The sequence below is a fragment of the Streptomyces sp. NC-S4 genome, assembly GCF_054353315.1.
In genome coordinates this window covers 3,361,505-3,385,399 of the sequence record NZ_CM135937.1, presented here as the reverse complement: position 1 = coordinate 3,385,399, position 23,895 = coordinate 3,361,505, and the positions used below count along the sequence as shown (strand labels likewise).

General features: G+C 71.0%; 23 protein-coding genes, 1 tRNA gene and 1 riboswitch. Of the genes, 15 read left to right on the top strand and 9 right to left on the bottom strand.

Annotation, left to right across the window (positions count from 1 at the left end):
- Positions 1-84: 84 nt before the first annotated feature.
- The 3 genes from ACXNSR_RS14835 to bcp all read right to left on the bottom strand — a co-directional run bounded on the left by ACXNSR_RS14835 (position 85) and on the right by bcp (position 1,847).
- Positions 85-168: transfer RNA gene (locus ACXNSR_RS14835), tRNA-Leu, on the bottom strand.
- Between the two features lie 48 nt (positions 169-216).
- Positions 217-1,227 carry an HNH endonuclease signature motif containing protein gene (locus tag ACXNSR_RS14830; protein ID WP_458642500.1) on the bottom strand — a complete coding sequence of 337 codons (1,011 nt, stop codon included), beginning with the start codon at positions 1,225-1,227 and terminating at the stop codon, positions 217-219.
- Between the two features lie 152 nt (positions 1,228-1,379).
- Positions 1,380-1,847, bottom strand: coding sequence for a thioredoxin-dependent thiol peroxidase (bcp, locus tag ACXNSR_RS14825; RefSeq protein WP_458642499.1), 468 nt, complete (start codon positions 1,845-1,847; stop codon positions 1,380-1,382).
- Between the two features lie 104 nt (positions 1,848-1,951).
- On the opposite strand from bcp, the gene ACXNSR_RS14820 reads away from it, so the two are divergent.
- The 3 genes from ACXNSR_RS14820 to ACXNSR_RS14810 all read left to right on the top strand — a co-directional run bounded on the left by ACXNSR_RS14820 (position 1,952) and on the right by ACXNSR_RS14810 (position 3,123).
- Positions 1,952-2,272, top strand: a complete 321-nt coding sequence (locus tag ACXNSR_RS14820; RefSeq protein WP_458643309.1) for a DUF3618 domain-containing protein — start codon at positions 1,952-1,954, stop codon at positions 2,270-2,272.
- Positions 2,273-2,315: 43 nt separating this feature from the next.
- A complete protein-coding gene (locus ACXNSR_RS14815; protein ID WP_030009035.1) occupies positions 2,316-2,657 on the top strand; it encodes a GroES family chaperonin in 342 nt (113 codons plus the stop codon).
- A gap of 43 nt (positions 2,658-2,700) precedes the next feature.
- Positions 2,701-2,771, top strand: a riboswitch (guanidine-III (ykkC-III) riboswitch).
- 31 nt (positions 2,772-2,802) lie between these two features.
- Positions 2,803-3,123 (top strand): DMT family transporter, encoded by a 321-nt coding sequence (locus tag ACXNSR_RS14810; protein WP_030158619.1) that lies wholly within the window; start codon positions 2,803-2,805, stop codon positions 3,121-3,123.
- Between the two features lie 47 nt (positions 3,124-3,170).
- On the opposite strand, the gene ACXNSR_RS14805 is transcribed toward ACXNSR_RS14810, so the two are convergent.
- Positions 3,171-5,621 carry a transglycosylase domain-containing protein gene (locus tag ACXNSR_RS14805; RefSeq protein WP_458642498.1) on the bottom strand — a complete coding sequence of 817 codons (2,451 nt, stop codon included), beginning with the start codon at positions 5,619-5,621 and terminating at the stop codon, positions 3,171-3,173.
- Positions 5,622-5,852: 231 nt separating this feature from the next.
- Here ACXNSR_RS14805 and ACXNSR_RS14800 point away from each other — a divergent pair, with 231 nt between their 5' ends.
- The 5 genes from ACXNSR_RS14800 to ACXNSR_RS14780 all read left to right on the top strand — a co-directional run bounded on the left by ACXNSR_RS14800 (position 5,853) and on the right by ACXNSR_RS14780 (position 11,492).
- On the top strand, positions 5,853-6,635 hold the full coding sequence (locus tag ACXNSR_RS14800) for an ABC transporter permease (protein WP_458643308.1): 783 nt from the start codon (positions 5,853-5,855) through the stop codon (positions 6,633-6,635).
- A gap of 139 nt (positions 6,636-6,774) precedes the next feature.
- On the top strand, positions 6,775-7,605 hold the full coding sequence (locus ACXNSR_RS14795) for an ABC transporter permease (protein WP_458642497.1): 831 nt from the start codon (positions 6,775-6,777) through the stop codon (positions 7,603-7,605).
- A gap of 4 nt (positions 7,606-7,609) precedes the next feature.
- Complete coding sequence (locus ACXNSR_RS14790; RefSeq protein WP_327385221.1) at positions 7,610-8,578, top strand: ABC transporter ATP-binding protein; 969 nt, start codon at positions 7,610-7,612, stop codon at positions 8,576-8,578.
- A gap of 97 nt (positions 8,579-8,675) precedes the next feature.
- Positions 8,676-9,335, top strand: a complete 660-nt coding sequence (locus ACXNSR_RS14785; protein ID WP_458642496.1) for a DUF1707 SHOCT-like domain-containing protein — start codon at positions 8,676-8,678, stop codon at positions 9,333-9,335.
- 669 nt (positions 9,336-10,004) lie between these two features.
- Positions 10,005-11,492: a DUF445 domain-containing protein gene (locus ACXNSR_RS14780; RefSeq protein ID WP_458643307.1), complete on the top strand. Its 1,488-nt coding sequence runs from the start codon at positions 10,005-10,007 to the stop codon at positions 11,490-11,492.
- Here ACXNSR_RS14780 and ACXNSR_RS14775 read toward each other — a convergent pair.
- Positions 11,462-12,499 (bottom strand): hypothetical protein, encoded by a 1,038-nt coding sequence (locus tag ACXNSR_RS14775; RefSeq protein ID WP_458642495.1) that lies wholly within the window; start codon positions 12,497-12,499, stop codon positions 11,462-11,464. The two genes, ACXNSR_RS14780 and ACXNSR_RS14775, sit on opposite strands and share 31 nt — an antisense overlap.
- 34 nt (positions 12,500-12,533) lie before the next feature.
- A complete protein-coding gene (locus ACXNSR_RS14770) occupies positions 12,534-13,070 on the bottom strand; it encodes a GNAT family N-acetyltransferase (protein WP_458642494.1) in 537 nt (178 codons plus the stop codon).
- A gap of 186 nt (positions 13,071-13,256) precedes the next feature.
- Here ACXNSR_RS14770 and ACXNSR_RS14765 point away from each other — a divergent pair, with 186 nt between their 5' ends.
- Entirely contained in the window at positions 13,257-13,448 is a 192-nt protein-coding gene (locus ACXNSR_RS14765; RefSeq protein ID WP_458642493.1) for a hypothetical protein, read from the top strand.
- A 41-nt stretch (positions 13,449-13,489) separates the two neighbouring features.
- Positions 13,490-13,786, top strand: coding sequence for a hypothetical protein (locus tag ACXNSR_RS14760; RefSeq protein WP_458642492.1), 297 nt, complete (start codon positions 13,490-13,492; stop codon positions 13,784-13,786).
- A gap of 168 nt (positions 13,787-13,954) precedes the next feature.
- Here the strand turns inward: ACXNSR_RS14760 and ACXNSR_RS14755 are convergent, their stop codons facing one another.
- On the bottom strand, positions 13,955-17,098 hold the full coding sequence (locus tag ACXNSR_RS14755; protein ID WP_458642491.1) for a DUF3427 domain-containing protein: 3,144 nt from the start codon (positions 17,096-17,098) through the stop codon (positions 13,955-13,957).
- Positions 17,099-17,224: 126 nt separating this feature from the next.
- Positions 17,225-18,226 carry an SEC-C metal-binding domain-containing protein gene (locus ACXNSR_RS14750; protein WP_458642490.1) on the bottom strand — a complete coding sequence of 334 codons (1,002 nt, stop codon included), beginning with the start codon at positions 18,224-18,226 and terminating at the stop codon, positions 17,225-17,227.
- A 56-nt stretch (positions 18,227-18,282) separates the two neighbouring features.
- On the opposite strand from ACXNSR_RS14750, the gene ACXNSR_RS14745 reads away from it, so the two are divergent.
- The 4 genes from ACXNSR_RS14745 (at position 18,283) to ACXNSR_RS14730 (ending at position 21,378) form a co-directional block, all read left to right on the top strand.
- Positions 18,283-19,101 (top strand): class E sortase, encoded by an 819-nt coding sequence (locus tag ACXNSR_RS14745; protein ID WP_458642489.1) that lies wholly within the window; start codon positions 18,283-18,285, stop codon positions 19,099-19,101.
- A 96-nt stretch (positions 19,102-19,197) separates the two neighbouring features.
- Positions 19,198-19,548 carry a DUF6412 domain-containing protein gene (locus ACXNSR_RS14740; RefSeq protein WP_458642488.1) on the top strand — a complete coding sequence of 117 codons (351 nt, stop codon included), beginning with the start codon at positions 19,198-19,200 and terminating at the stop codon, positions 19,546-19,548.
- 114 nt (positions 19,549-19,662) lie between these two features.
- Positions 19,663-20,397 (top strand): YidC/Oxa1 family membrane protein insertase, encoded by a 735-nt coding sequence (locus ACXNSR_RS14735; protein WP_458642487.1) that lies wholly within the window; start codon positions 19,663-19,665, stop codon positions 20,395-20,397.
- A gap of 123 nt (positions 20,398-20,520) precedes the next feature.
- Entirely contained in the window at positions 20,521-21,378 is an 858-nt protein-coding gene (locus tag ACXNSR_RS14730) for a fumarylacetoacetate hydrolase family protein (RefSeq protein ID WP_458642486.1), read from the top strand.
- 141 nt (positions 21,379-21,519) lie between these two features.
- Here ACXNSR_RS14730 and ACXNSR_RS14725 read toward each other — a convergent pair whose 3' ends face one another.
- Positions 21,520-22,638, bottom strand: coding sequence for a Gfo/Idh/MocA family protein (locus tag ACXNSR_RS14725; RefSeq protein ID WP_458642485.1), 1,119 nt, complete (start codon positions 22,636-22,638; stop codon positions 21,520-21,522).
- Positions 22,639-22,694: 56 nt separating this feature from the next.
- Between ACXNSR_RS14725 and ACXNSR_RS14720 the strand changes: the two genes are divergently transcribed.
- Complete coding sequence (locus tag ACXNSR_RS14720; protein WP_458642484.1) at positions 22,695-23,888, top strand: ROK family transcriptional regulator; 1,194 nt, start codon at positions 22,695-22,697, stop codon at positions 23,886-23,888.
- Positions 23,889-23,895 lie beyond the last annotated feature (7 nt).

The window sequence follows — 23,895 nt, the reverse complement described above, 5'->3', positions numbered from 1 at the left end:
TCGATCCGGCGGGCCGCCGCCGGGATGCGGACACGTCGAAGGCCCCGTACGCGAGAACTGCGTACGGGGCCTTCGACGTGGACGTGCGGTTGGGGGGACTCGAACCCCCACGGGTTTTACCCCACTTGGACCTAAACCAAGCGTGACTGCCAATTCCACCACAACCGCGACATGTCGCCCAATTTGGACATTGCGCCCTGTTGGGTCGCTCTCAGTCTACGGGCGACTGGAGCTGGAGTCAGCCCTGGGAGGGCGCTTCCGGCACCACGTGTCCGTCAAGGCGTGGCAGTTGGGGCAGAGGTACCGGAGGTTCTCGCGTCGGCTGTCGAGCCAGTCGCCGTTGATGTGGTCGATCTGGAGGGTGAGCGGTCGCCCCTGCCACTCGCCGGGGTTCCCGCACCCGGCGCAGGAGTAGGGGACCCCGACCTCCTGGAGGGCCTGATGCAGCCGGGAGCGTTTGGGTCGCGAGGACCCCTCCGGGTGCAGGGTGAGTGCGGCCGGCGCGATGGGCTCGGCTGTCGCCGCCGTACGCCTGCTCCATGGGCGACGCGTGAAATGGCGGACGTCCAGTTCGAGTTGTGCCACCTTGCGTCGTAGTCGGCGGTGGTTCACGTCGTTGACCTCGATGCCGAGTGCCCGCATGAGGTCCGCATAGCTCGTAGCGCCCGGAACGGCCGCACGCAGTTCGGCTTCGGGGATGAGCAGGCGCGAGTTCCGGAAGTGAGCCGTGCTGATGTCCTGCTCCTTCAGCGCCCTCGCGAGTGCGGCACGCGACCGGCCGTCGTCGGTCATGCCCAGCGTGCGCGCCGTACCCCTGATGCTGTCGGAGGCGGCAGCGGCTTCCCTGAGCTCCTCCGTGGTGAAGGGCAATTCGGTGCGCTCACGCTGCATGCCCTTGAAGTGGCTGACGTCGATGCCTGCTGCGCCCATGCGGCGAACGATGTGCGACAAGGTGCCGGGCGCCGGTCGGGCGCCGAGTTTCAGTGCGACCTCGCGGACGGTCGCGGAAGAGGCCGCGGCCGAGGCGATGGCCTCGTCGGTGTAGGTGTGTCGGAAGCTCCGGCTTGCGAAGTGGCTGACGTCGACTCCGTAGAGCTTCGCCTTGGCCTGGAGCGCCCGGCGCTGTCCGCCGCTGGCCCTCAGTCCGAGCCGCCTCATCAGATCGGCCCAGCTCTTCGATTCGGCAACCGCTGAAGCCAGTGCCTTCCGCTTGTGCGAGTCGTTCATTCGCTCCCCCCCCGCCGTGCGTTAGGCCGTACATGCGGCCCTCGTACGGAATAACGACACCGGAAGACGGACGGTTACGGGCCGTTTCGTCCGATAAGCGGAGCGGCCCGCACCGGATGGTGCGGGCCGGTTCGGTGGGGCGGCGGCGGGGGTCAGAGGCCCAGGTCCTTGATGATCTTGGCTACGTGGCCCGTGGCCTTGACGTTGTAGAAGGCGTGCTCGACCTTGCCCGCCTCGTCGACGACCACCGTGGAGCGGATGACCCCGGTCACCGTCTTGCCGTACAGCTTCTTCTCCCCGTACGCGCCGTACGCCGTCAGCGTCTCCTTCTCCGGGTCGCTGACCAGGGTGACCTTCAGGTCCTCCTTCTCGCGGAACTTCGCCAGCTTCTCCGGCTTGTCCGGCGACACGCCGATGACGTCGTAGCCGTGTCCCGCCAGGAAGGACAGGTTGTCCGTGAAGTCGCAGGCCTGCTTCGTGCAGCCCGGGGTCAGCGCGGAAGGGTAGAAGTAGACGATCACCTTGCGGCCCTCGTGGTCGGCGAGCGAGACCTCGTTGCCGTCCGCATCGGGCAGGGTGAAGGCGGGGGCGGTGTCGCCCGGCTGGAGTCGCTCGCTCATCGTGACACTCTCCTCGGGAGGGGATCGGTATGCCATGAGACTAAGCTGACAGACTGTTCATGGCGGACTACGCCCCACACGACCACGACGACGGAGGCAGCGCGGTGCCGGAAGCCAGGACCCCCGCACAGATCGAGGCGGACATCGTCCGCCGCCGTGAGCAGCTCGCCGAGACGCTCGACGAGATCGGCGTGCGCATGCACCCGAAGACGATCATCGGGGACGCGAAGGCACGGGTCGCCTCGTCCGTCGACCAGACCGCCGGGCGGGCCTTTGCCGCGGTGAACCGGTTCGTGACCGACGTGCGGGACGGGCTGCGCCACGACGACGGGGCTCCGCGCGTGGACCGGATCGTGCCCGTCGCGCTGGTCGCGGTCAGCCTGGTCGGGCTGCTCGTGGTGTCGGCGCGCCGCAAGAGCGCATGACCCTGAGCGGTACGGGACGGGCGCGGGCAGGTAGGTTCGGGGCGTGAGCGAGAACACCACCCACGACAAGCTGCCCATTCGCATGCTGCACGACCGCGTGCTCGTGAAGTCCGATCTGCCGGAGGGCGAGCGGCGCTCGGGCGGCGGCATCCTGATTCCCGCGACGGCCGCGGTGGGCAAGCGGCTGGCCTGGGCCGAGGTGGTCGCGGTCGGGCAGAACGTCCGTACGGTCGAGCCCGGTGACCGGGTGCTGTACGACCCCGAGGACCGTGCCGAGGTCGAGGTGCGCGGTGCGACGTACGTGCTGATGCGCGAGCGGGACCTGCACGCCGTGGCCGCGGAGCGGCTGGAGGGGTCGGAGGACTCCACCGGGCTGTACCTCTGAGTTGTCGGAAAAGGGCTGGTGGCACAGGTCACCGGCCCTTTTCGCGGCCTTTTGCTACGGTGGGGGAGAACCCCGACGAGACGCGCCGTACCGGGTACGACAAGACGACGCACCCCGTACCGCTCGTTGTCTCGGAGGTGCCGTCATGGCATGGGTTCTTCTTCTCGTCGCCGGTCTGCTCGAGGTCGGCTGGTCGATCGGCATGAAGTTCACCGAAGGTTTCACCCGGCTGTGGCCCAGTGTGTTCACGGGTGCCGGGATCGTCGCGAGCATGGTGCTGCTGTCGTACGCGGCGAAGACCCTGCCCATCGGTACGGCGTACGGGGTGTGGGTGGGCATCGGCGCCGCCGGTGCGGCCGTGCTCGGTATGGCGGTGCTGGGTGAGCCCGTCACCGCCGCCCGGATCTTCTTCATCTGCCTGCTGCTGGTCGCCGTGGTGGGGCTGAAGGCGACCTCCGGCCACTGACCGGCCCGCCCCGGCCCCCCACCCGCCCCGGCCGCCCCGCTGCTCCACTACTCCAGGAACGCTGACGGCGGGCGCAGGCCTTCGGCCGGGCCTCCGTCGCTGCCCTGCGTGCTGCCCTGGGTGCTGCCCTGCGCGGAGCCCTGGGTGCCTTGGGTGGTGCCGCCCTGGTCGCCGCCCTGGGTGGTGCCGCCGTTGTCCTGGCCGCCGTTGTCCTGGCCTCCGTTCGCCGGGCCGCCGTTGTCCTGGCCGCCCTGGTTCTGGCCGCCGTTGTTCTGTCCGCCCTGGTTGCGGCCGCCCGTCGGGTTCGACGGGGAGGGCCGGGCCGGGCGGGCGGGGGTGCTGGGCGAGGGTTCGCCGGGGGTCTCCTGCGGTGTGTCGGATTCCGGGCTGGGCGGCGGCGGGGGCGGTGCGGCGCCGGGCTGGAGTTCCAGGTCGAAGTCGACGGGGTCGGTGCCTTCCAGGGCGGTCTTGGTGTACGCGGCCCAGATCCGGGCGGGGTAGCCGCCGCCGCCGATGCGGGGCTCGCCGAGGGCGCCGTAGAGGGATTCCAGGGTTCCGGTGTCGGGGTCCTGGCCCATCATCGAGATCACGGTGACCAGGTCCGGGGTGTAGGCCGCGAACCAGGCAGAGCGGTCGAGTTCGCCGGTGCCGGTCTTGCCCGCGGCCGGGTGGCCGGCGGCGAGGGCGGCCGTGCCGGTGCCGTTGTCCACGACGCTGACCAGCATGGAGGTGGTGGTGTCGGCGGCTTCGCGGCTGATGGCCTGGGTGGGGGTGCGCGGGGGGAGAGGGATGGTTTCGCCGCCCTTGGTGATCTTCTCCACGAAGGTGTAGGGGGTGCGCCGGCCGTGGTCGGCGAGGGTGGCGTAGGCCTGGGTCATGTCCAGGACGCTGGCCTGCAGGGTGCCGAGGGCCATGGCCGGGCCGGGTACGAAGTTGGGGGTGTTCTCGGGGATGCCGAGGTCGATGGCGGTCTTCTTGACCTTGCCGGTGCCGACGTCGACGGCCATCTGCGCGTACACGGCGTTGACGGAGAGGTCGGTGGCGGTGTTGACGCTGATGTTCCCGTAGGAGACCTGGCCCTCGTTCTCGGGGGCGAAGCGGATGCGGCCGCCGACGACCGGGCGTTTGTTGTCGCCGTTGTAGATCGTGTTCGGGGTGATCCGGCGGCCGTCCTGGGTGCGGGAGTCGTTCTCGGCGGCGGCGGCGAAGACGAACGGCTTGAAGGTGGAGGCGACCTGGTAGTCGTGGCGGGTCGCGTTGTTCACGTACTGCTTGGTGTAGTCGATGCCGCCGTACATGGCGAGGACCTTGCCGGTGGCCGGGTCGACGGAGACCCCGCCGGCCCGGACCAGCCGGTCGGCCGCCCGCTTCTGGGGGTCGAGCTTGCTGACCATCTGGCTGTCGACGGCGTCGACGAGGGCGCTCTGGCGGCGTTTGTCGAGGGTGGTGGTGATGCGGTAGCCGCCTTCGGCGAGGGTCTTGTCGTCGAGGATCTTGTTGTCGACGATGTAGTCCTTGATCGCTTCGACGAGGTAGCCGCGCTGGCCGGAGAGGCCGGCGGCCGCGCGGACCTTGCCCGGTTCGGGGAACTGAGTCTTCGCGCGTTCGGCGGCGGAGAGCCAGCCCTTCTTGACCATGCCGTCGAGTACGTAGTTCCAGCGGGCGAGGGCGCGGGGGCGGCTCTGGGGGTGGGAGACCACGTCGAACGCGCTGGGGGAGTTGAGCAGGGTGGCGAGGTAGGCGCCCTCGGCGGTGGTGAGTTTTCCTACGTCCTTGCCGTAGTAGGCCTGGGCGGCGGCCTGGATGCCGTAGGCGTTGCGGCCGAAGTAGCTGGTGTTCAGGTAGCCCTCGAGGATGTAGTCCTTCGACTTCTCGCGACCGAGTTTGATCGCGATGAAGAACTCCTTGACCTTGCGTTTGATCGTCTGTTCCTGGCCCAAGTAGTAGTTCTTGACGTACTGCTGGGTGATGGTCGAACCGGACTGGGTGCCCTTGCCGGTCGCGGTGTTCCAGGCGGCGCGGAGCATCGCCTTGGGGTCGACCGCCCGTTCGGAGTAGAAGTCCCGGTCCTCGGCGGCCAGTACGGCTTCCTGCACGGTCCGGGGGATCTGCGACAGCGGCACGTTGACGCGGTTGACCTCGCCGTCGCGGGCGATCTGCGAGCCGTCGGAGTAGAGGTAGACGTTGGACTGCGCGGTGGCGGCGGAGTTGGCCGGCGGGATGTCGACCAGCAGGTAGCCGGCCACGAGGGCGCCGCCGATCAGCAGGGCGACGAGCAGGACGGCGCCGAGGACCATGCGCCAGGTGGGCAGGAAGCGGCGCGCGCCGGTCCGCCCGCGCCGGGCCTTCTTGCCGGGGTCGCCCTGCTGCGCCTGCTGTGCCTGCTGTGCCTGCTGCGCCTGCTGGGGCGTCGGCGGTTCCGACCGTGGCTGCGGTACGTCCGGCGGGGTGTCGGGGTCGCGAGGGGTCCAGCCCGGGGGTGGTGACTGGTCGCTCATCGCCAGGACTCCTCGACGCCGTTCAAAATATCCACTTCTGTACCTCATGGTGTCTACCCGATGGCCGCTGATTCCGCCCCGGACGGGCATAAATCGGTCGCGTGGCTCGCCCCTCCGCACTAAGCTCGCGCGCTTTGGCCGACGTAGGAACGACGTGGGAAACGGAGGGATACGGTGCGCCGGAGAGTGCGGAACGGAGCACGTCGGTCGGCGGGTCTCTACCTGGCGGTCATGGCGGGCGGATTCAGGCGCTACGCCACCTACGGGACGGCGACCGCGGCCGGGGTGTTCACCAACACCGTGTTCGGGTTCATCGTCGCGTACACGTACATCGCGCTGTGGGACGAGCGGCCCGGACTCGGCGGCTACGACCGGGCGCAGGCGCTGACCTTCGTCTGGGTGAGCCAATCGCTGCTGGCGGCCGCCGCGCTGATCGGCGGCGGCTTCCAGGAGGAGCTCCAGGAGCGGATCCGGACGGGCGACATCGCGGTGGACCTGTACCGGCCCGCGGACCTCCAGATGTGGTGGCTCGCGGCCGATCTGGGCCGGGCGGGCTTCCAGTTGGCGGGGCGTGGGGTGGTGCCGCTGGTGGCGGGGGCGCTGGCGTTCCCGCTGGCACTGCCCGTCGATCCGCTGCGCTGGCTGCTGTTCCTGGTGTCCGTCCTGCTGGCGCTGGTGGTGAGCTTCGCGCTGCGCTACATGGTGGGGCTGGTGGCCTTCTGGCTGATGGACGGGGCGGGGGTCAACGTCATGGCGACCGTCGCCTCGATCTTCTTCTCCGGGATGCTGCTGCCGCTGACCGTCTTCCCGGGCGGGTTCGGCGAGTTCGTGCGGACGCTGCCGTGGGCGGCGATGCTGCAGGTGCCGATGGACGTGCTGCTGGGCGAGCACGCGGGGGCCGGGAGTGCGGCCCGGGCGCTGGGGTTCCAGGCCGGATGGGCGCTCGTACTGCTGGGAACGGGGCGGCTGTTGCAGTCGGCCGCGACGCGGAAGGTGGTGGTCCAGGGTGGCTGAGGCGGAGGCCGGGCCGGAGGCGGTACCGGCGCGTCCGCCGCTCCGGACGTGGAACGGGGCGCGGGACCGGGGCGGGGCGCGGGACCGGGGGCAGGACCGGGGGCGTTCTCGGGGGTCGGAGGCGGCACCGGATGCCGTCGTGGCCGGGGCGCCGCGGCGCGGCCCGGTCCTGGAGGGGCTGCGCGGCTACCGGCTGATCGTGGGCATGTGGATCCGCTCCACGATGACCTACCGGATGTCCTTCGTCATGACGACCCTCGGGCAGGCGGCGATCACGCTCCTGGACTTCGTCGCGATCTACATCATGTTCTCCCACGTGGACGCCCTCGGCGGCTTCACACTGCCCGAGATCGCCCTGCTGTACGGGTCCTGCTCGGCCTCCCTGGGCCTGGCGGACCTGCTGCTCGGGAACACCGACAAGATCGGCGCCCGGATCCGCGACGGCTCGCTCGACACGATGCTGGTGCGGCCGGTCCCGGTGCTCGCGCAGGTCGCGGCGGACCGGTTCGCGCTGCGCAGGCTGGGCCGGATCGGGCAGGGGGCCGGGGTGATGGCCTGGGCGCTGTGGACCCTGGACGTGGACTGGACGGCCGGGAAGGTGCTGCTGGTGCCCGGGATGGTGCTCGCCGGGGCGGCGATCTTCGCGGCCGTGATGGTGACCGGGGCGGCCTTCCAGTTCGTGACCGGGGACGCGGCCGAGGTGCAGAACTCCTTCACCTACGGCGGCTGCCAGATGCTGCAGTACCCGCCGACGGTCTTCGCGAAGGACCTGCTGCGCGGGGTGACCTTCGTCGTCCCGCTGGCCTTCGTCAACTGGCTGCCGGCACTGCACGTGCTGGGGCGGCCCGATCCGCTGGGACTGCCCGGGTGGGTCGCGTACCTGAGCCCGCTGGTGGCCTTCGTGGTGTTCCTGCCCGCGTCGCTGGCGTGGCGCGCGGGTGTCCGTTCGTACCGAAGCACGGGGAGCTAGAGCTGTGGCCGATGCGCTGATCTCGTTGGACGGGGTCGAGAAGGTCTTTGACGTACGGCGCCGGGTGAGCCTGATGCGCCGGGAGAAACGCCAGGTCAGGGCGGTGGACGGGATCAGCTTCGAGGTCGCCCGGGGCGAGGTGGTCGGCTACATCGGGCCCAACGGCGCCGGGAAGTCGACCACGATCAAGATGCTGACCGGCATCCTGACCCCGAGCGGCGGCCGGCTGCGGGTCGCGGGCATCGACCCGGCGCGGGAGCGGATGCGGCTCGCGCACCGGATCGGGGTGGTGTTCGGGCAGCGCACGACGCTGTGGTGGGACCTGCCGCTGAAGGACTCGTACGGGCTGATGCGGCGGCTGTACCGGGTGCCGCGGGCGCGGTTCGAGGAGAACCTGGAGCGCTGCGTGGAGCGGCTCGACCTGGCCGAGCTGCTGGACGTACCGGTGCGGCAGCTGTCGCTCGGGCAGCGGATGCGCGGGGACATCGCGGCGGCGCTGCTGCACGATCCGGAGGTGCTGTACCTGGACGAGCCGACGATCGGGCTCGACGTGGTGAGCAAGGCGAAGGTACGGGGCTTCCTGCGGCAGCTGAACGAGGAACTCGGGACGACCGTGCTGCTCACCACGCACGACCTCCAGGACATCGAGCAGCTGTGCGAGCGGGTGATGGTGATCGACCACGGGCGGCTGATGTACGACGGGCCGCTGGGCGGGCTGCACGCGGCGGGGGCGGCGGGGGAGAGCGAGCGGACGCTGGTGGTGGACCTGGAGCGGGAGCTCGCGCCGATCAGTGTGGCGGGGGCGCGGGTGGTGAAGGTGGAGGGGCCGCGGCAGTGGCTGGCGTTCCCGGCGGGGGCGTCGGCGGCGCCGCTGGTGGCGGCGGTGGCGGCGGACTATCCGCTGGTGGACCTGTCGGTGCGGGAGCCGGACATCGAGGACGTGATCGCGCGGATGTACGCGGGCCGTGGTTGACGTCCTCGCGCATCAGGGGAAAGCCGGGGACGATCCGGGGGCGATCTCAGGGGCCGAGCCGTACAACTCCCGGACAACCATGCATAGTCTGGTCCACATGAGTGACGAGCGGCCGGAGAAGCCGTTGCCGGAGCTGAGGGCGTCGGACGCCGACCGGGACCGGGTGGTGGAGCGTCTGCGGGACGCCGTCGCCGAGGGCCGGCTCGACATGGACGAGTTCGAGGAGCGGCTCGAAGCGGCGTACAAGTCGCGGACGTACGCGGAACTGGAACCGCTGACGCGGGACCTGCCGGCGCCGGCGGCGGGCGGGCCGGTGGCTCGGCCGTCGTCGTCGGCGGCGGGCGAGCCGTGGACGGGGCGGATCGGCGGCGGGGGCAGTTCGGCGACGGCCGTGGCGGTCATGTCGGGCTTCCAGCGCAAGGGACGGTGGACGGTGCCGGCGCGGTTCGACGCGGTGGCGTTCTGGGGCGGCGGGCAGCTGGACCTGCGCGAGGCGGACTTCGCGCAGCGCGAGGTGGTGATCAACTGTGTCGCGGTCATGGGCGGCATCGAGATCACGGTGCCGCCGGGGGTGGAACTGGACGTCCGGGGCTTCGGCTTCATGGGTGCCTTCGACCAGCGCGACAACCCGGGCCCGGTCGAACCGGGTGCGCCGCGGGTGGTCGTGACGGGCTTCGCCTTCTGGGGCGGCGTGGAGATCAAGGTCAAGAAGCGCAAGCGTCCCGTGGACGGGCCGTCCCTGCGCAAGGAGCTGTAGCGCTCGGCCCTGCGGTTCGGCTCCGGCGGGCCGGTGGTTCCGGGGCTCTGCCCCGGGCCCCGCGCCTCAAGCGCCGGCGGGGCTGGGTGGTGTGGGGCGGTGCCCCGCCGGAGTGTCTCCTCGGCTCGCGCGGTTCGGCATGTCGCGGTGGTGCCCGGTGGTGCGCGCTCGTCCTGCGGGGACACTCCGCCGTGTCCCCGCCCCACGGCAGTGCTCCGACAGCACCCCGGAGCCGCCCCGACGCGTGGGGAGCGGGGACGGGGAGGGGTGTCCCCGCAGGACGAGCGCGCAACCACCGCACACAGCCGGGACACGCCCGCACGCGCCGAGCCGAGGAGACACCCCTCCCCGGCCCCGCGCACCGGCCCCCGCAGGACGACGCGACCCGGACCCGTGCTCCGGCAGTGCCCCGGAGCCGCCCCGGCGCGTGGGGAGCGGGGACGGGGAGGGGTGTCCCCGCAGGACGAGCGCGCAACCACCGGGTACTGCCGGGACGTGCCCGCACGCGCCGAGCCGAGGAGACACCCCTCCCCGGCCCCGCGGACCAGCCCGCACCGCGCCCGGACCCCGGTCCGCGGGCCGACTCGGACCCGCCCCGCGGGAGCGGCCGGCACCGCGCCCGGACCGCGGCCCCGTGGGCCTGCGGGTCCGGGCGCAGCCCGGTGGGTACTGCTCGGGAGCGACCCGGCCGGAGGCACGAGGGGGGCCGGGGGTACCCCGGGCCCCACCGCCACCCCCGCGGGAGCGGACTGGCGTGGCGGGAACTCCTCGTCCCGCCCAGGAGTCGGATGCTATGCAGACAAAACCGGCGCCACCGGGGGAAGGCAGGAGCACGTGGAGAACCGCAGCACCACCGGAGGTACCGGAACCGCACCGCCACCCACCCGCGGCGCGTTCGTGTTCAGCGCCGCCGACGAGGAGCGCCGCCGCGGGGTCCGCCGGATGAAGGCCACCGCGACCGGCCTGCTGATCCTGGTCGCGCTGGTCTACGTACTCGCCAAGTACGCCCAGCACGCCTGGGGCGCCGGCGGCTGGGCCGCGTACGTCGCCGCCGCGGCCGAGGCCGGCATGGTCGGCGCGCTCGCGGACTGGTTCGCCGTGACCGCCCTCTTCCGGCGTCCGCTCGGCCTGCCGATCCCGCACACCGCGATCATCCCGACCAAGAAGGACCAGCTGGGCGTCTCCCTGGGCGAGTTCGTCGGGGAGAACTTCCTCTCCTCCGACGTGGTCCGGGCCCGGCTCCACGCCCTCGGCATCGGCGGCCGGCTCGGCTCCTGGCTCGCCGAGCCCGAACACGCCGACCGGGTCACGGCCGAGCTCGCCGCCGCCCTGCGCGGCGCGCTCACCGTGCTGCGCGACTCCGACGTGCAGGCGGTCGTCGGCGAGGCCATCACCCGGCGTGCCGAGGCCGCCGAGATCGCGCCGGGCATCGGAAAGACCCTGGAGCGGGTCGTGGAGGACGGCGGCCACCGCCGTGCCGTCGACCTCATCTGCGCCAAGGCCCACGACTGGCTCGTCACGCACGGCACCTCGATCACGGACGCGGTGCAGGGCGGCGCGCCGGGCTGGACCCCGCGGTTCGTCGACCGCAAGGTGGGCGAGCGCGTCTACAAGGAGCTGCTGCGCTTCGTCACGGAGATGCGGGACATGCCCGAGCATCCGGCGCGCGGGGCGGTGGACCGCTTCCTTGCGGACTTCGCGGCCGATCTGCAGTCGGACACGGAGACCCGCGCGAAGGTCGAGCGGCTCAAGTCCGAGATCCTGGCTCGCGACGAGGTCCAGGACGTCATCGCCTCCGCCTGGTCGGCGATCCGGTCGATGATCATTTCGGCGGCGGAGGACGAGCAGAGCGAGCTGCGCCTGCGGGTGCGCGCCTCGCTGATCTCCTTCGGTACGCGCCTGGCCACCGACGGCCGTCTGCAGGCGAAGGTGGAGGGCTGGATCGAGGGCGCGGTCGTGTACGTCGTCACCACCTACCGGACCGAGATCACCTCGCTGATCACGGACACGGTGGCGGGCTGGGACGCCGAGCACACCTCACGCAAGATCGAGGCCCACATCGGCCGTGACCTGCAGTTCATCCGTATCAACGGCACGGTGGTCGGCGCCCTGGCGGGCCTGCTGATCTATACGGTGTCCCGCGCCTTCGGGGCGTAGGCCGGCGGAAGCGGGAGTTCCAGCTGGGCGTGCCCGCGGGTGGTGACCTGCGGGGGCGCGGGGCGGGCGGCGCCCAGTGCCAGGAGCGTGCGCAGGGCGGCGATCACGTCCGCCGGTCTGTCGCGCAGGATCCCGGGTGTCGCACTGGCCACCAGGACGCCCCGGGACTCCAGGCGCAGCCGCCGGTGCAGGGTGGCCTGCCAGGCGTCGCGCGTGTAGTGGTACTCCGCGGAGTCGATCTCCAGCGCCACGCCCTCGTCGGGCCAGTACGCGTCCGGGCTGGCGAGGAAGGCCCCGTCCGGGCCGTGGAGGCGGGCGTTCCAGAGCGGTGCGGGGAGGTCGGTCGTGGCCAGGGTGTCGCGCGCTCGGCCCTCGGCGATCGAGCGGACCCCGGCGACCAGTTCGGCGGCCGCGGCCCGTACGGCGGGGCGGCCGCGGACGCGGGCCGCGCGCAGTTCGGCGTGCAGGTCGTGCGGGTGGCACCAGCCGCCCTGGACGACGTTGGCCAGTACGGAGCGCACCAGATCGGCGTCGGCGTCGTCGGTACGGGTCGCGAAGTCGGCGGCGGCCCGGATCGGGCGGGCGCTGGGGATGCCGCGGATGTGGATGGTGGCGGGCCAGCGCGAGGTCGGGCAGGGCCGGACCCGGCCGGTGGCGGCCGGCGAGCGCGGGGCGCGGACGAGGACGTCCAGCGGCTCGGGCGGGGCGTCGCGGATGCTGAGGAGCGCGAGGGCGGCGCCGCCGGTGAGCGCGGCGGTGGACCCGGAGAGCGGATCGGCCGCGGGGTGGGCGGCGTACAGGACGGCGGACAGGGCCTGCTGCCGGGTGTCGGGCGGGCCGGTCTGCAGGAGGTACACCCGTGGCAGGATCCGCTGCCAGGGCCCTCCGCGGCGGCTGCGGCCGCTGATGGTGCCGGCCGGGATCCCGGCCTGCGTGAGCTGGTGGTAGGTGGCCATGTTCAGCTGCCGCTGGGTGATGCGGGCGAGGGGGGTGCTGTGGGTGATCATGCCCCGGGTATGCCCGGTGGGGCGTGCCCGATGCTCAGGCCGAGGGGTGGTTCGGGGCGAGGAAGACGACGACGCCGTTGTGCGTGCCGGGCAGGGGGGTGACCTCGTGCCAGCCGAGGCGCCGGTAGGTGGCGACGGTGTCGGTGGCCATCCGGGCGGTCAGCAGCCAGGCGCGGCCGTCGGGCGCGTCGGCGGTGATCTCGGCGAGGAGGGCGCGCCCGGTGCCGGTCCCGCGCGCGTGCGGGCGTACGGCGAGCTCGTCGATCTCCAGGGCGCCGATGAGGAGTTCCCGTACGCGCTGCCGGCCGAGCTGCGCGGAGACCTGCCCGTAGCCGCGGTCGCGGGGGAAGGCCTTGGGGGTCAGCCAGCCGGTGGCGAAGCCGTCGATGCCCGCGGGCGACTGCGCGAAGGCGGTACGGAAACCGGCGCGGCGGCTGTCGGTCTGGAGCCGGAGGGAGAACTGGCGAATGGTTTCTTCATCCTCGTTCCACGGCGGCGCGGAGAACACCTCGCCGTAGGCGTCGGCCAGTTCGTCCGACAGGTCCAGCACGGCCGGTCCGTAGCAGATCACGTTTGCAGCTCCTTGGGCCGGCTTGGGCGACTTCGGCGGTATCGCCCGTGTAGGAGAGTGAATCTACGCCCGGGAGGTTCCACGGAGGGCACCTGCGCGGATCCGGAGGGTGTGCGACAAATCCGACTTCCGTACCGTGTTCCGGCCCACCCGTATCGCCGTGCCCCGGCCCGGCGTTGAACGCGTGTGTCCAGCTCTCTCCTGCGCAAGGCCGTGGTCGGCCTCGCCGCGTGCGCGGTGGCGTTCTTCATCACCCTCGGCGTCATCGCCGTCCTGCCGCGAGCCGTCCAGGACACCGTCCCGCCCGGCGTCCTGGGCGGGGCCGTCGTGGTGCTGGGAGTGACGGCCGCGCGCCGCTTCACGCGGCGTGCGCGTTAGCCTCGTACCGACGTCACGTTCGAACGACCGGAGGCCCCACGATGGCGCAGATCCCCACCTCGGCAGTAGCGGCGGCCGGCCTGGTCGGCGGCTACGCCACGGCCCGCTGGACCGGCGTACGCCCGCTCGGCGGTGTGGTCCTCGCGGCCGCGGGCACCCTCGCGGCCCGCGAATGGCACCGCCGCACGACCCCGACGACCACGGCCCTCCTCGGCGCGGCCTACGTAGCCGCCTTCGCGGGATCGCACCCCCTGGCAAAGAAGATCGGCGCCTGGCCGGCAGTCTTCACGGCAGCCGCCGCGGTAGCCGCCACGACCTACGCGGCGGCGGACCGCTAGGCCGGAGTGGGTCGTTGAGCTTGTTGAAGCTCTGGGTCCAGCCCTCGGCGTAGTTCGAAGCCAGGAAGGGCGGCTCTGCGGCACCGGAATGAAATACGGTCAGCTGGCGCGGTGTGTTCAGTCGAACACACCGTGCCGGAACCGTCGATGGTAGCTACTGAATAGCCCTTAGCCGGTGGCGGTGGAGTATGACCATACATCCGCCGGGATCTCGTGATGCAGTCGCCATTCGATCCCCATCGGGTTGCTTCCCTTGTGGCGGACGTAATCGGCTGGGCCGAGCAGCATCCAGGGTTGCGGGCCGCCGATATCCGTCTTCTTGAAGCGGCGAACAAATAGGAGGACGTGTGAGCCGTGCTCCATGTGCTTCTGGTATCGGACTCCGGTGGGAGAGGTCTCCGAAGTTTGATTCTGAGACTCCCAATGGAATTGGAAGCTGCTCATCGCATAGTCTTTGTATCGGGTCTGGGGGGAGAAATCCTTCTCATCCTTCTCCAGGGTGATTAGGAGCGCGTCAGTCTGAATTCCTTCGCACCATTTCACGCCCTCGCGGAAGTGTGCGGGAAGGAATCCGCCAAGGCTGGACTCCCCCAAGGCGGGCAGTATTTCCTCCCGACTGTACGAGGCGTGCACTGTCAGGGGCAGGGCAGCATGGTCGCCGGCCAGCGGGATGGGGACGTGATCTGCCCGCTCCAGGTCATGGGCGAGGACCTGCCGAAGTTCATGGCGAAACGCCCGATGCGGGCGCAGAGAATCCAGGCCTTCCTGGTAACGGGTGAACCCACCCCCCTGAGGCCAAAGCGAGAAGAACAGCATGCGCGCGTACGCCTTACCGGCCGAGTCGAGCGACTCGTACGTCGGCGCCTCATCTTCTAGTAGGGCGGTGTATGCGTGAACCCGCGCCGGGTCATCCACGTGCAGGAAGGCAGAAGCGCGCTTCAGGAGCGCTTCCTCGCCTTCAGGAGCCGGGGAGGTGAGCAACTTTGCCCGGCGCAGCAGCCCCGTCCAGGAGTTCCCGTTGCCCCGGTACAGCTCCTTTATCTCGCGGCCACTCTCTTTGAGATATATCGAGAGCTTCGGCTCTGCGTAGGCCGCCACTTCCCGAGCGAGTTGCGTGACATTGACGTTGATCTGATTCCGGATGTTCTCGATGATCAATTCCTTGGCCTTGGTCTCAAGGATGATCTGGCAACCGGACGGCAGTTGAGGGAAGTCGTGCTCGATGCTGGTGAGCAGTCGCTTGCGGGTCAAATTGGTCAGAGCGCGGAACTGTTCCTCGAATCGGAATTCCTTGCGATGCTGCCCGATAAAATCAAGGACCGTCAGGACCGGTTTGTTCTCGCTCCTGCGTAGACCGCGCCCCAGCTGCTGGAGGAACACGGTGGCACTCGATGTGGGGCGCAAGAGGAGGAGCGTGTCGACGTCAGGTACGTCAAGACCCTCGTTGAACAGGTCGACAGAGAAGATGACGTTTATTTCGCCCGCCTTGAGCGCGTCAAGCGCTGCTTTGCGGTCGGGTCGAGGGGTTTCGCCGGAGAGGGCAACGGCGCGAAGGCCGGCGCGGTTAAAGAACTCGGCCATGAAGTGGGCGTGAGCCACGGACACGCAGAAGCCGAGCGCGCGCATCTCTCCTGGGCAGCTGTGCTTCTCCTGGAGCGCCCGAATGACGAGGCGAGCCCGTGCCTCATTTCCAGTGAGCACGTTGCTGAGTGCCGTGGAGTCGTAAGATCCGCGTTTCCATGCGACGGAGCTCATGTCCGTGTTGTCGGTGATGCCGAAATAGTGGAAGGGGCAGAGGAGATCGTTCTCCAACGCCTCCCATAGGCGTAGCTCGGCTGCGATACGCCCCTCGAAGAACTCGTCCTGAACGGTGAGGCCGTCCATGCGCTCGGGGGTGGCAGTGAGAGCCAGGAGCTCCGTGGGGGCGAAGTGATCGATGATTCGACGGTAGGTGGGTGAGGTACCGTGGTGAAACTCATCGATGACAATGACGTCAAAGTGGTCTGACGGCAGTTGGTCCAAGGTGCGGGGGTTCAACGACTGGACGCTGGCGAAGACCTGGTTCCAACTGGTTGGGATCTCACCGCTGTAGAGCAGCTCTCCGAAGTTTGCGTCGACGAGGACATCTTGATAGGTGCGCAGCGACTGCTCGAGGATCTCCTTGCGGTGGGCGACGAACAGCAGGCGGAGTTTGCGGCCCAGTTTCTGTTGGAGCTGCTTGAAATCGAGGGCGGCCATGACGGTCTTCCCGGTTCCCGTGGCAGCGACCAGCAGGTTCCGGTGCCGGTTGTGCACCGTACGTTCGACTTCAAGGCGCTCCAGCATGTCGCGTTGGTGCGGGTAGGGCCTGACCTCCAAGCCGGACAAGCTGATTACCCGGGCAGCTCGCTCAGCGCTGGAGCTACCGGCGATCTTCAGGGCTTCGTCCAACCGCTGGCTGTCTCTGTCGGGGTCGTAGGACTCGAAGCTCTGCTCACTCCAGTACGAGTCGAAGGTCGCCTCGAACTTGCGCAGCACATCGGGGGTCGCGACGCTGGACAGTCGAACATTCCACTCCAGCCCATCGAGGAGAGCTGCCTTGGAGAGGTTTGAGCTGCCTACATAGGCAGTGTCGAACCGTGATTCCCGGCGGAAGAGCCAAGCCTTGGCGTGTAGACGCGTGGAGCGGAGTTCATAGTTCACCTTGACGTCGGCGTTGAACTCGCGCACGAGGCGATCCAGGGCACGCCGTTCCGTTGCCCCGATGTATGTCGTGGTGATGACACGAATCGGGACGCCGCGCGCGGCGGCCGCCTTCAGGGGCTGTTCCAGTACGCGAAGGCCGTGCCACTTCACGAAGGCGCACAGCAGGTCGATGCGATCGGCCGTAGCCAACTCGGCCCGCAGCTCGGCTCCGAGGCTCGGGTCATCCGGGGAGTTGGTGATGAGCGCTGTCTCGGAGAGTGGGGTCGAGGGCCGAATGGCAAACGCATCCGCAGCCGTCGGGCCAGCTACTGCAAGCAGCTGACGGGGGCCCTCGGCGATGGGCCTCACCCACTCTTGAGTCCCTTCGAAGGCGTTCAGGGAATGCAGAATTTCATTCGCGGCTTGGACTTGGTCGCTAGGGGGGAGCTTCTTCAAGACCTGCCCCACGGCATGAGCCACGTGGCGGGTCAGCACATGCTGCGAGGACTCCTCGCTGACCGCGCCGGCTATGACGACCGTGCCCGCGGCGATGAGCTCCGCGAGCTGTTCTTCTAGAGCGCTCGTGATGAGGGTCTCGTGAATTCCGGCGACTGGCTTCGAGCTGTTCGGGCGGGGGCCAGGCGTCACGGAGTCTCCTCATCAGGTTGATCAGTGCTCCCCCGTTCTATCAAGCGTTGCTGACAGAACCTGTCTTCCTGTGGTCTGGATGTGCCCAAGGGGGAGCGCTTATCAGCCATGCAAGCGTCGATGCCGCTAGTTGCTGTCCCCGTGGCACTCCGAGTACGGCTTGCCCGATGTGCACCAGCAGGAGGACGTGGGGGTCGGGGGCCAGGGGGTGGCCTTGCCGCGGGCTGCCAGGGTCGTGGCGTATTCGGCCAGGAGGGACGGGGAGGCCGGGGAGGTCTTCTCCGATGCCGCGAAGGCCTCGTAGGAGGGGACGCTCGCCGTGACGATGCCGAGGTTCGTGGTGCCCGAGGCGGCCAGGGCGCGGAGGGAGGTCTCGATCTCCCTCAGGTGGGCCTCGTGCGAGGGGTATTCGGAGGCGAGGGTCGGGTAGCTGGTCAGGAGCTCCGACAGTTCGCGCTGCGGCCAGTGCAGGATCGCCACCGGGAAGGGGCGGGAGAGGGCCGCGCGGCGGTCGCCCAGCTCGGCGCGCAGGCGGGCGATCTCGGCGCGCAGTTCGGCGGGATCGTCGGAGCCCAGGGCCCAGATGCGCTTCGGGTCGTGGAGCTCGTCGAGGGGGATGGGGCCGATGTGGCGGGTGTCCGCGACCATGTCCCAGTCGTCGTGCGGGAGCCCGAGGAGGCGGCGTACGCGGTGGCGGCCCGTGAGGAGGGCCGTGGTGGCCGGGGTCAGCGGGTCGTCCTCCGCGATGAGGAGGGTGGCCGCCTCGGTGAAGCAGTCGTGCGAGGCCTCCAACTCGTCGTGGGCCTCCAGGGCTTCCGCGATGACCTCCCACGGCGCCGGGTCCTTGGGCGAGGCGGCGCGGATGCCCGTGATGAGGGCGCGGGCCTCGGCCTCGTGGCCGTACTCCCAGAGGTTCGCCGCCTGCAGGGCCTTGATCAGGTGGGGGTCGGCGGGTGAGGAGGAGAGGAGTTGGTCGTACAGGGCACTCGCCCGGTCGCGTGCGTCGGCCAGTTCGAGGTGGGCGGCGGCCTGGAGGAGCAAGGGCTCCTGGTCCTCGGGGTAGCGGGTCGCCGTGCGGATGAGGCGCTCGGCTTCGGCGATGTGCTCGGCAGGCGTGTCGGGGCGCATGGTTCACACCGTACTGCCGCTGGTCAGTTGGCGGGGGAGGACTTAGGGTGCCGCCCGTGCGAGATCGCGTACCCGTGGTGGTGCAGGGGAGCGGCCGGCGGGGGCGCCGGGCCGGTCTCGCCGGGGTGTTGTGGGTGGGCGCCGAGCTGATCGTCACCGTGGGCGTGGTGGTCCTGTTGCTGGTGGTGCACCAGGCGTGGTGGACCAATCGGCAGGCCGCGGCCGCCGCGCAGGAGCAGGTCCAGGCGCTGGAGCGGGCCTGGGGTGGTGGGGAGGGCGGGGAGGGTGGGAGTGATGGTTCCGGTAGTGCTTCCGGTGACGGGGCCGTCGCCGGTGGCGGCGGTTCGGAGGCGGAGTCGAGTGGGCCGACGCCCTCGGTGAGCCGGGCCGCTCGGGCCGCCTCGCCCGGCGCCGGGCCCTCAGCCGAGAGGGACCGGGCGTACGCCGTGCTGCGCATTCCGCGCCTCGGGCTCGTCGTGCCCGTCGCGCAGGGCGTGGACAAGCGCGCCGTCCTGGACAAGGGCTACGCCGGGCAGTACCCGGGGACCGCCGCGCCCGGGGAGCGGGGGAACTTCGCGCTGGCCGGGCACCGGAACACGCACGGCGAGCCGTTCCGGTACATCAACCGGCTGCGGGCGGGCGACGAGCTGATCGTCGACCTGCGCGGGCGCCGGTTCACGTACGTGGTCGGGAAGATCCTGACCGAGACCACCGAGCGGGACACCGGGGTGATCGCGCCCGTGCCGCGCAGCGTGGTGAAACCGGACCAGGGGTACAGCGAGCCCGGGGCGTACATCACGCTCACCACCTGTACGCCCGAGTACAGCTCGAAGTACCGGCTGGTGGTCTGGGGGACCCTACTCAGGTCTTCCTGAGCTCGATACTTCCGGCCGATGGATCTGACGGTGGGGCCCGTTAGTATCGGTTTCGTACGAGAGTTCGCGCGCGGGAGTGGAGAGGGGGAGGTCCGTATGGCTCGGCAACGACACGACGGCCGCCAACTGTCCTACGCCCTGTTCGCGCGGACCTCGCGGGTCCTCGCACTGCTGCTCCCGCTCGTGCTGCTCGGGGGACTCCTCGGGCTGTTCGCGGGGGAGGGCGGGCTGGGCGCCGTGGTGGTCGCCCTCGCGGCCACCGTCGCCGTGGGCACCGCGGCTCTCGCCGCCGCCGCGCGGCTCGTGCGGCCCGTGCCGCCGCACCGAATACGCACCGCGATCCGTGATCGCGAGCAGCGCACGGCCTTCCTGCCGCAGCGTGATCCCGATGCCTCGGGCAGGTCGAGGCCCAGGGCGCCCGGCCGTCTCGTCCCGACGGCCGCGTAGGGGCGCGCAGTACTTCTCGCCTTCCGCTGACTGAACACTGTTGTCGCCCCTCGCGGGTCGTCACGCCGAAATGCATCTCTTTCGACGTTCGACGAGACCCTTCGGAGGGCCCGCGTGTCCGTTTTCACCCACCTTGTTGCTGAGCTGGGCCGGCTTCTTGAGCCGGTGCTGGCGCAGTCCGCGACCGCTGCCGCGATCGTGCTGTTCACCGTGCTCGTACGGCTCGCGCTGCACCCGCTGAGCAGGGCCGCCTTCCGGGGGGCTACTCCTGTGGCGGGGTGCCTGCCGGTTCTGCTGCAGCTGCCGGTGTTCTTCGTGATGTACCAGGCGTTTTCCTCGGCCGAGGTGGGCGGGAAGGCGAACGAACTGCTCGGGCACCGGCTCTTCGCCGCGCCGCTGGGGGCCCGGTGGACCGAGGCGCTGGGCGAGGGCGGCCCGTTCGGGGCGCAGGGGCTGGTGTTCCTCGGGCTGTTCGGGGCGATCGCGGTGGTGGCCGCCTGGAGTGCGGTGCGCGGGCGCCGGACCGCCGCCTCGGTGGCGGCCGCCGCTGCCGCCGCCCCGAAGAAGCCGGCCGCTCGGGTCGCCCCGAAGGCCGGGGCGAAGGCGGGGGCCGGGGTCGGGGTCATGGCCGAGGTGAGTGCCGAGCAGCAGGAGGTCATGCGCAAGCTGGGCGGCGTACTGCCCCTGCTGTCGTTCGGGACGCTGATCACGGCCGCCGTGGTCCCGCTGGCCGCCGGGCTCTACCTGCTGACCACCACCGCGTGGTCGGTGGCGGAGCGGGCCTGGCTCCAGTACCGCAAGGAGCGGGCGGACCAGTCGGCGGGTGGAGGTGGGCGTTCCAGTCTGTGAACAGGGTCTTGCGGATTGGTTGGCCATCTTGGAGGATCGACCAAATCCTCCGATGGCCGCAACCCATCGGCCGGCCCTGGGCACGCCCACGGGCCGACCACCCACGACCACGGGAGAATGCCCATGAAGCTGCTGCGTGTCGGACCCGCAGGGTCGGAGCGCCCCGCGCTGCTCGACCGGGACGGGACCCTGCGCGACCTGTCCGGCCTGATCACGGATGTGGACGGTGGCCTGCTCGCCGACCATTCCGCGCTGAGCCGGGTACGGGACGCGGCCGAGTCCGGTGGGCTTCCGGTCCTGAGCGGCGAAGGCCTGCGCATCGGCGCCCCGGTGGGCCGCATCGGCAAGGTCGTGGGCATCGGCCTGAACTACTTCGGGCACGCCGCCGAGATCGGCGCGGAGCCCCCGGCCGAGCCGATCCTGTTCCTGAAGGCCCCGGACACCGTGGTCGGTCCCGACGACACCGTGCTGATCCCGCGCGGCAGCGTGAAGACCGACTGGGAGGCCGAGCTCGGCGTCGTCATCGGCAGCACCGCCCGCTACCTGGACTCCGCCGTGCAGGGGCTCGCACACGTCGGCGGGTACGTGCTGGTCAACGACGTCTCGGAGCGCGAGTTCCAGATCGAGCGCGGCGGCACGTGGGACAAGGGCAAGAACTGCGAGACCTTCACCCCGCTCGGCCCCTGGCTGCTCACCGCCGACGAGGTCCCGAACCCGCAGGTCCTGGACGTGAAGCTGTGGGTCAACGGTGAGCTGAAGCAGGACGGCAACACCTCGGACCAGATCTTCCCGGTCGGTGAGGTCGTCCGGTACCTGAGTCACTTCATGACCCTGTACCCGGGCGACGTCATCGTCACCGGTACGCCGGGCGGCGTGGCCATGGGGCAGCCGGAGCCGAAGCCCTACCTGCGGGCCGGTGACGTGGTGGAGGTGGAGATCACGGGTCTCGGCCGTCAGCGCCAGGAGTTCAAGGGCGCGTGACCGGGCACGGGTGAGGGGTGGGTCGGTCCGCCATCGGCCTTCCCACCCCTCCGGCCCTGCCCGTTCGGCTTTCGGCCTGAGGCATGAGGCCTCAGGCCTCAGGCCTCAGGACTTCGGGTTTCGGGTTTCAGGTTTCGGGCCTCAGGCTCGGCCGGTGCCTGCTCCTTCGGGCTCGGTCCCGGGGATCTCCACGGCCACGCCCTGCTCGGACGACCGGCGGGCCGCCTCCAGTACGTCGAGGCACTGCGCGGCCTCGGTCGCCGTCACGGGCGCGGGCCCGCCCGTGCGCAGCGCGGCCGCCACGGCCGCGTAGTACGCCGGGTAGTCGCCCTGCTCGGTCGGGACCGGGATCCCGCCGCCGGTCAGCGGGGACTCGCCGGAGCCCAGCCGCCCCCACAGGTGCGGGGGCTCCTCGCCCCAGGGCAGATCGCCGTTCGGCCGCAGCCCGTCCCGCAGGGCGCCCTCCTGCGGGTCGAGGCCGTACTTGACGTAGCCGGCCCGCGAACCAAGGACGCGGAAGCGCGGTCCGAGCTGGGCGGTGGTCGCGCTGACGTAGAGGTGGGAGCGGACCCCGTTCGCATGCGTGACCGCGATGAAGGTGTCGTCGTCGGTCTCGGCGCCCGGGCGGCGCAGGTCGGCCTCCGCGTAGACCCGTACGGCCGGGCCGAACAGCACCAGTGCCTGGTCCACGACGTGACTGCCGAGGTCGTACAGCAGCCCGCCGATCTCCTCCGGGGCGCCCGACTCGCGCCAGCCGCCCTTCAGCTGCGGGCGCCAGCGTTCGAAGCGCGACTCGAAGCGCTGGACCTCGCCGAGCTCGCCGTCGGCGATGAGGCGGCGCAGGGTGAGGAAGTCGTTGTCCCAGCGGCGGTTCTGGAAGACGGAAAGGAAGGTTCCGCTGCGGTCCGCGAGGGCGGCGAGCGCACGGGCCTCGGCGGCGGTGGCGGCGAGCGGCTTGTCCACGACCACCGGGACGCCGGCTTCGAGGGCGGTGGTGGCGAGCGGAACGTGCGTCCGGTTGGGGGAGGCGATCACGACCAGGTCCAGGTCCCGGTCCCACAACTCGGCGGCGGTGGCGGCGATGCGCACGTCGGGGAACTCCGCGCGGGCCTGGGCCTGCCGGGCCGGGTCGGAGGTGACGACGGTGTCCAGGGCGAGCCCGTCCGTGGCGGCCACGAGGGGAGCGTGGAAGACGGAGCCGGCGAGTCCGTAGCCGATGAGGCTGACACGGAGGGGGGCGGTGGGGGCGGAGGTGCTCATGGGGACCACTTTGGCGACAGTGTTGTCAAAGTGCAAGGAGGGTGGACAATGGGCGGGTGAACAGGGGTAGCGGGGAGAGTCGCGGCGGGGTGAACCTGCCGGCGCTGCGCGGGTACAACGAGGCGCTGCTGCTGGATCTGCTGCGCGGCGCCGGTCCGGCGGGCCTCGGCCGCGCCGAACTCGCGGCCCGTACGGGGCTCACCCCGCAGGCCGTCAGCAAGATCACGGCACGGCTCGGCGCGGACGGGCTGATCGCGGAGGCCGGCCGCGCGGCATCCACCGGCGGCAAGCCGCGCACCCTGCTCCGGCTGGTGCCGGACGCGCGCCACGCCGTCGGGGTGCACCTGGACCGCGACGAGCTCCGAGCGGTACGGGTGGACCTGGCGGGCCGCGTCGTCGCCGAGAGCGGCGGCCCGCTGGACTTCGGGGCCGGCCCGGAGGCGGCGGTGGAGGCGGTCGTACGGGCGGTCGCGAGGGTCGGAGCCCCAGCCGGGCTGCCGCTGCTGGGCGTCGGGGTGGCCGCACCGGGGCCGCTCGACCACCGGGCCGGGGCGATGGGACGGGTGACGGGGTTCCCGAGCTGGAAGGGCTTCCCGCTGCGGGCGGTGCTGGAGGGGCGGCTGGGCCTGCCGGTGCTGCTGGACAAGGACACCAACGCCGGCGCGGCCGCGGCCGCCGGGGCCTGGCTCCGGGCCGCCTGGCCGGACGAGGACGCGGACGAGGACGCGGACGCCGACACGGTCACTGGCACCGGGCGTGTCGCGGATGCCGGGCCGGACGTGGACGCGTACGTCGGCGGCGGGTCTCGTACCTGCGTGTACCTGCACGTCGGGACCGGGCTCGGCGCGGGGCTGTGGCTGGGCGGCGGTGTCTACCGGGGTGCCCGCTCGGCGGCGGGGGAGTTCGGCCACCAGGTGCTCCTGCTGGACGGCCCGCCGTGCCGGTGCGGGGCGCGCGGCTGCATGGAGGTGCTGTGCCTGGAGGCGGTCGCCCGAGGCGATCTCGCCAAGGCGGCGCGGATCCTGGGAGAGGGCGCGGCGAACCTGGTCGCGCTGCTGGACGTGGACCGCGTGCTGCTCGGCGGGCGCGTGGTCGCGGCGGCGCCGGAGGTCTTCGTGGCCGGGGTAGGGGCCGTATTCGCGGCCCGCGCGCTGGATCCGGCCCGGCCGGTGGTCGCCCTGGCGGGAGCCGGTGTGGCCGAGGGGGCGGCGGAGCTGGCGCTCGCGCCGTTGTTCGGACGCGCGGGGTGAGGGGCGA

What these genes read in the sequence shown, in the direction of transcription:
- ACXNSR_RS14830 (WP_458642500.1), bottom strand. Translation starts at nt 1,227, where the DNA reads ATGAACGACTCGCACAAGCGGAAGGCACTGGCTTCAGCGGTTGCCGAA.
- bcp (WP_458642499.1), bottom strand. Translation starts at nt 1,847, where the DNA reads ATGAGCGAGCGACTCCAGCCGGGCGACACCGCCCCCGCCTTCACCCTG.
- ACXNSR_RS14810 (WP_030158619.1), top strand. Translation starts at nt 2,803, where the DNA reads ATGGCATGGGTTCTTCTTCTCGTCGCCGGTCTGCTCGAGGTCGGCTGG.
- ACXNSR_RS14805 (WP_458642498.1), bottom strand. Translation starts at nt 5,621, where the DNA reads ATGAGCGACCAGTCACCACCCCCGGGCTGGACCCCTCGCGACCCCGAC.
- ACXNSR_RS14800 (WP_458643308.1), top strand. Translation starts at nt 5,853, where the DNA reads ATGGCGGGCGGATTCAGGCGCTACGCCACCTACGGGACGGCGACCGCG.
- ACXNSR_RS14785 (WP_458642496.1), top strand. Translation starts at nt 8,676, where the DNA reads ATGAGTGACGAGCGGCCGGAGAAGCCGTTGCCGGAGCTGAGGGCGTCG.
- ACXNSR_RS14775 (WP_458642495.1), bottom strand. Translation starts at nt 12,499, where the DNA reads ATGATCACCCACAGCACCCCCCTCGCCCGCATCACCCAGCGGCAGCTG.
- ACXNSR_RS14760 (WP_458642492.1), top strand. Translation starts at nt 13,490, where the DNA reads ATGGCGCAGATCCCCACCTCGGCAGTAGCGGCGGCCGGCCTGGTCGGC.
- ACXNSR_RS14750 (WP_458642490.1), bottom strand. Translation starts at nt 18,226, where the DNA reads ATGCGCCCCGACACGCCTGCCGAGCACATCGCCGAAGCCGAGCGCCTC.
- ACXNSR_RS14740 (WP_458642488.1), top strand. Translation starts at nt 19,198, where the DNA reads ATGGCTCGGCAACGACACGACGGCCGCCAACTGTCCTACGCCCTGTTC.
- ACXNSR_RS14730 (WP_458642486.1), top strand. Translation starts at nt 20,521, where the DNA reads ATGAAGCTGCTGCGTGTCGGACCCGCAGGGTCGGAGCGCCCCGCGCTG.
- ACXNSR_RS14725 (WP_458642485.1), bottom strand. Translation starts at nt 22,638, where the DNA reads ATGAGCACCTCCGCCCCCACCGCCCCCCTCCGTGTCAGCCTCATCGGC.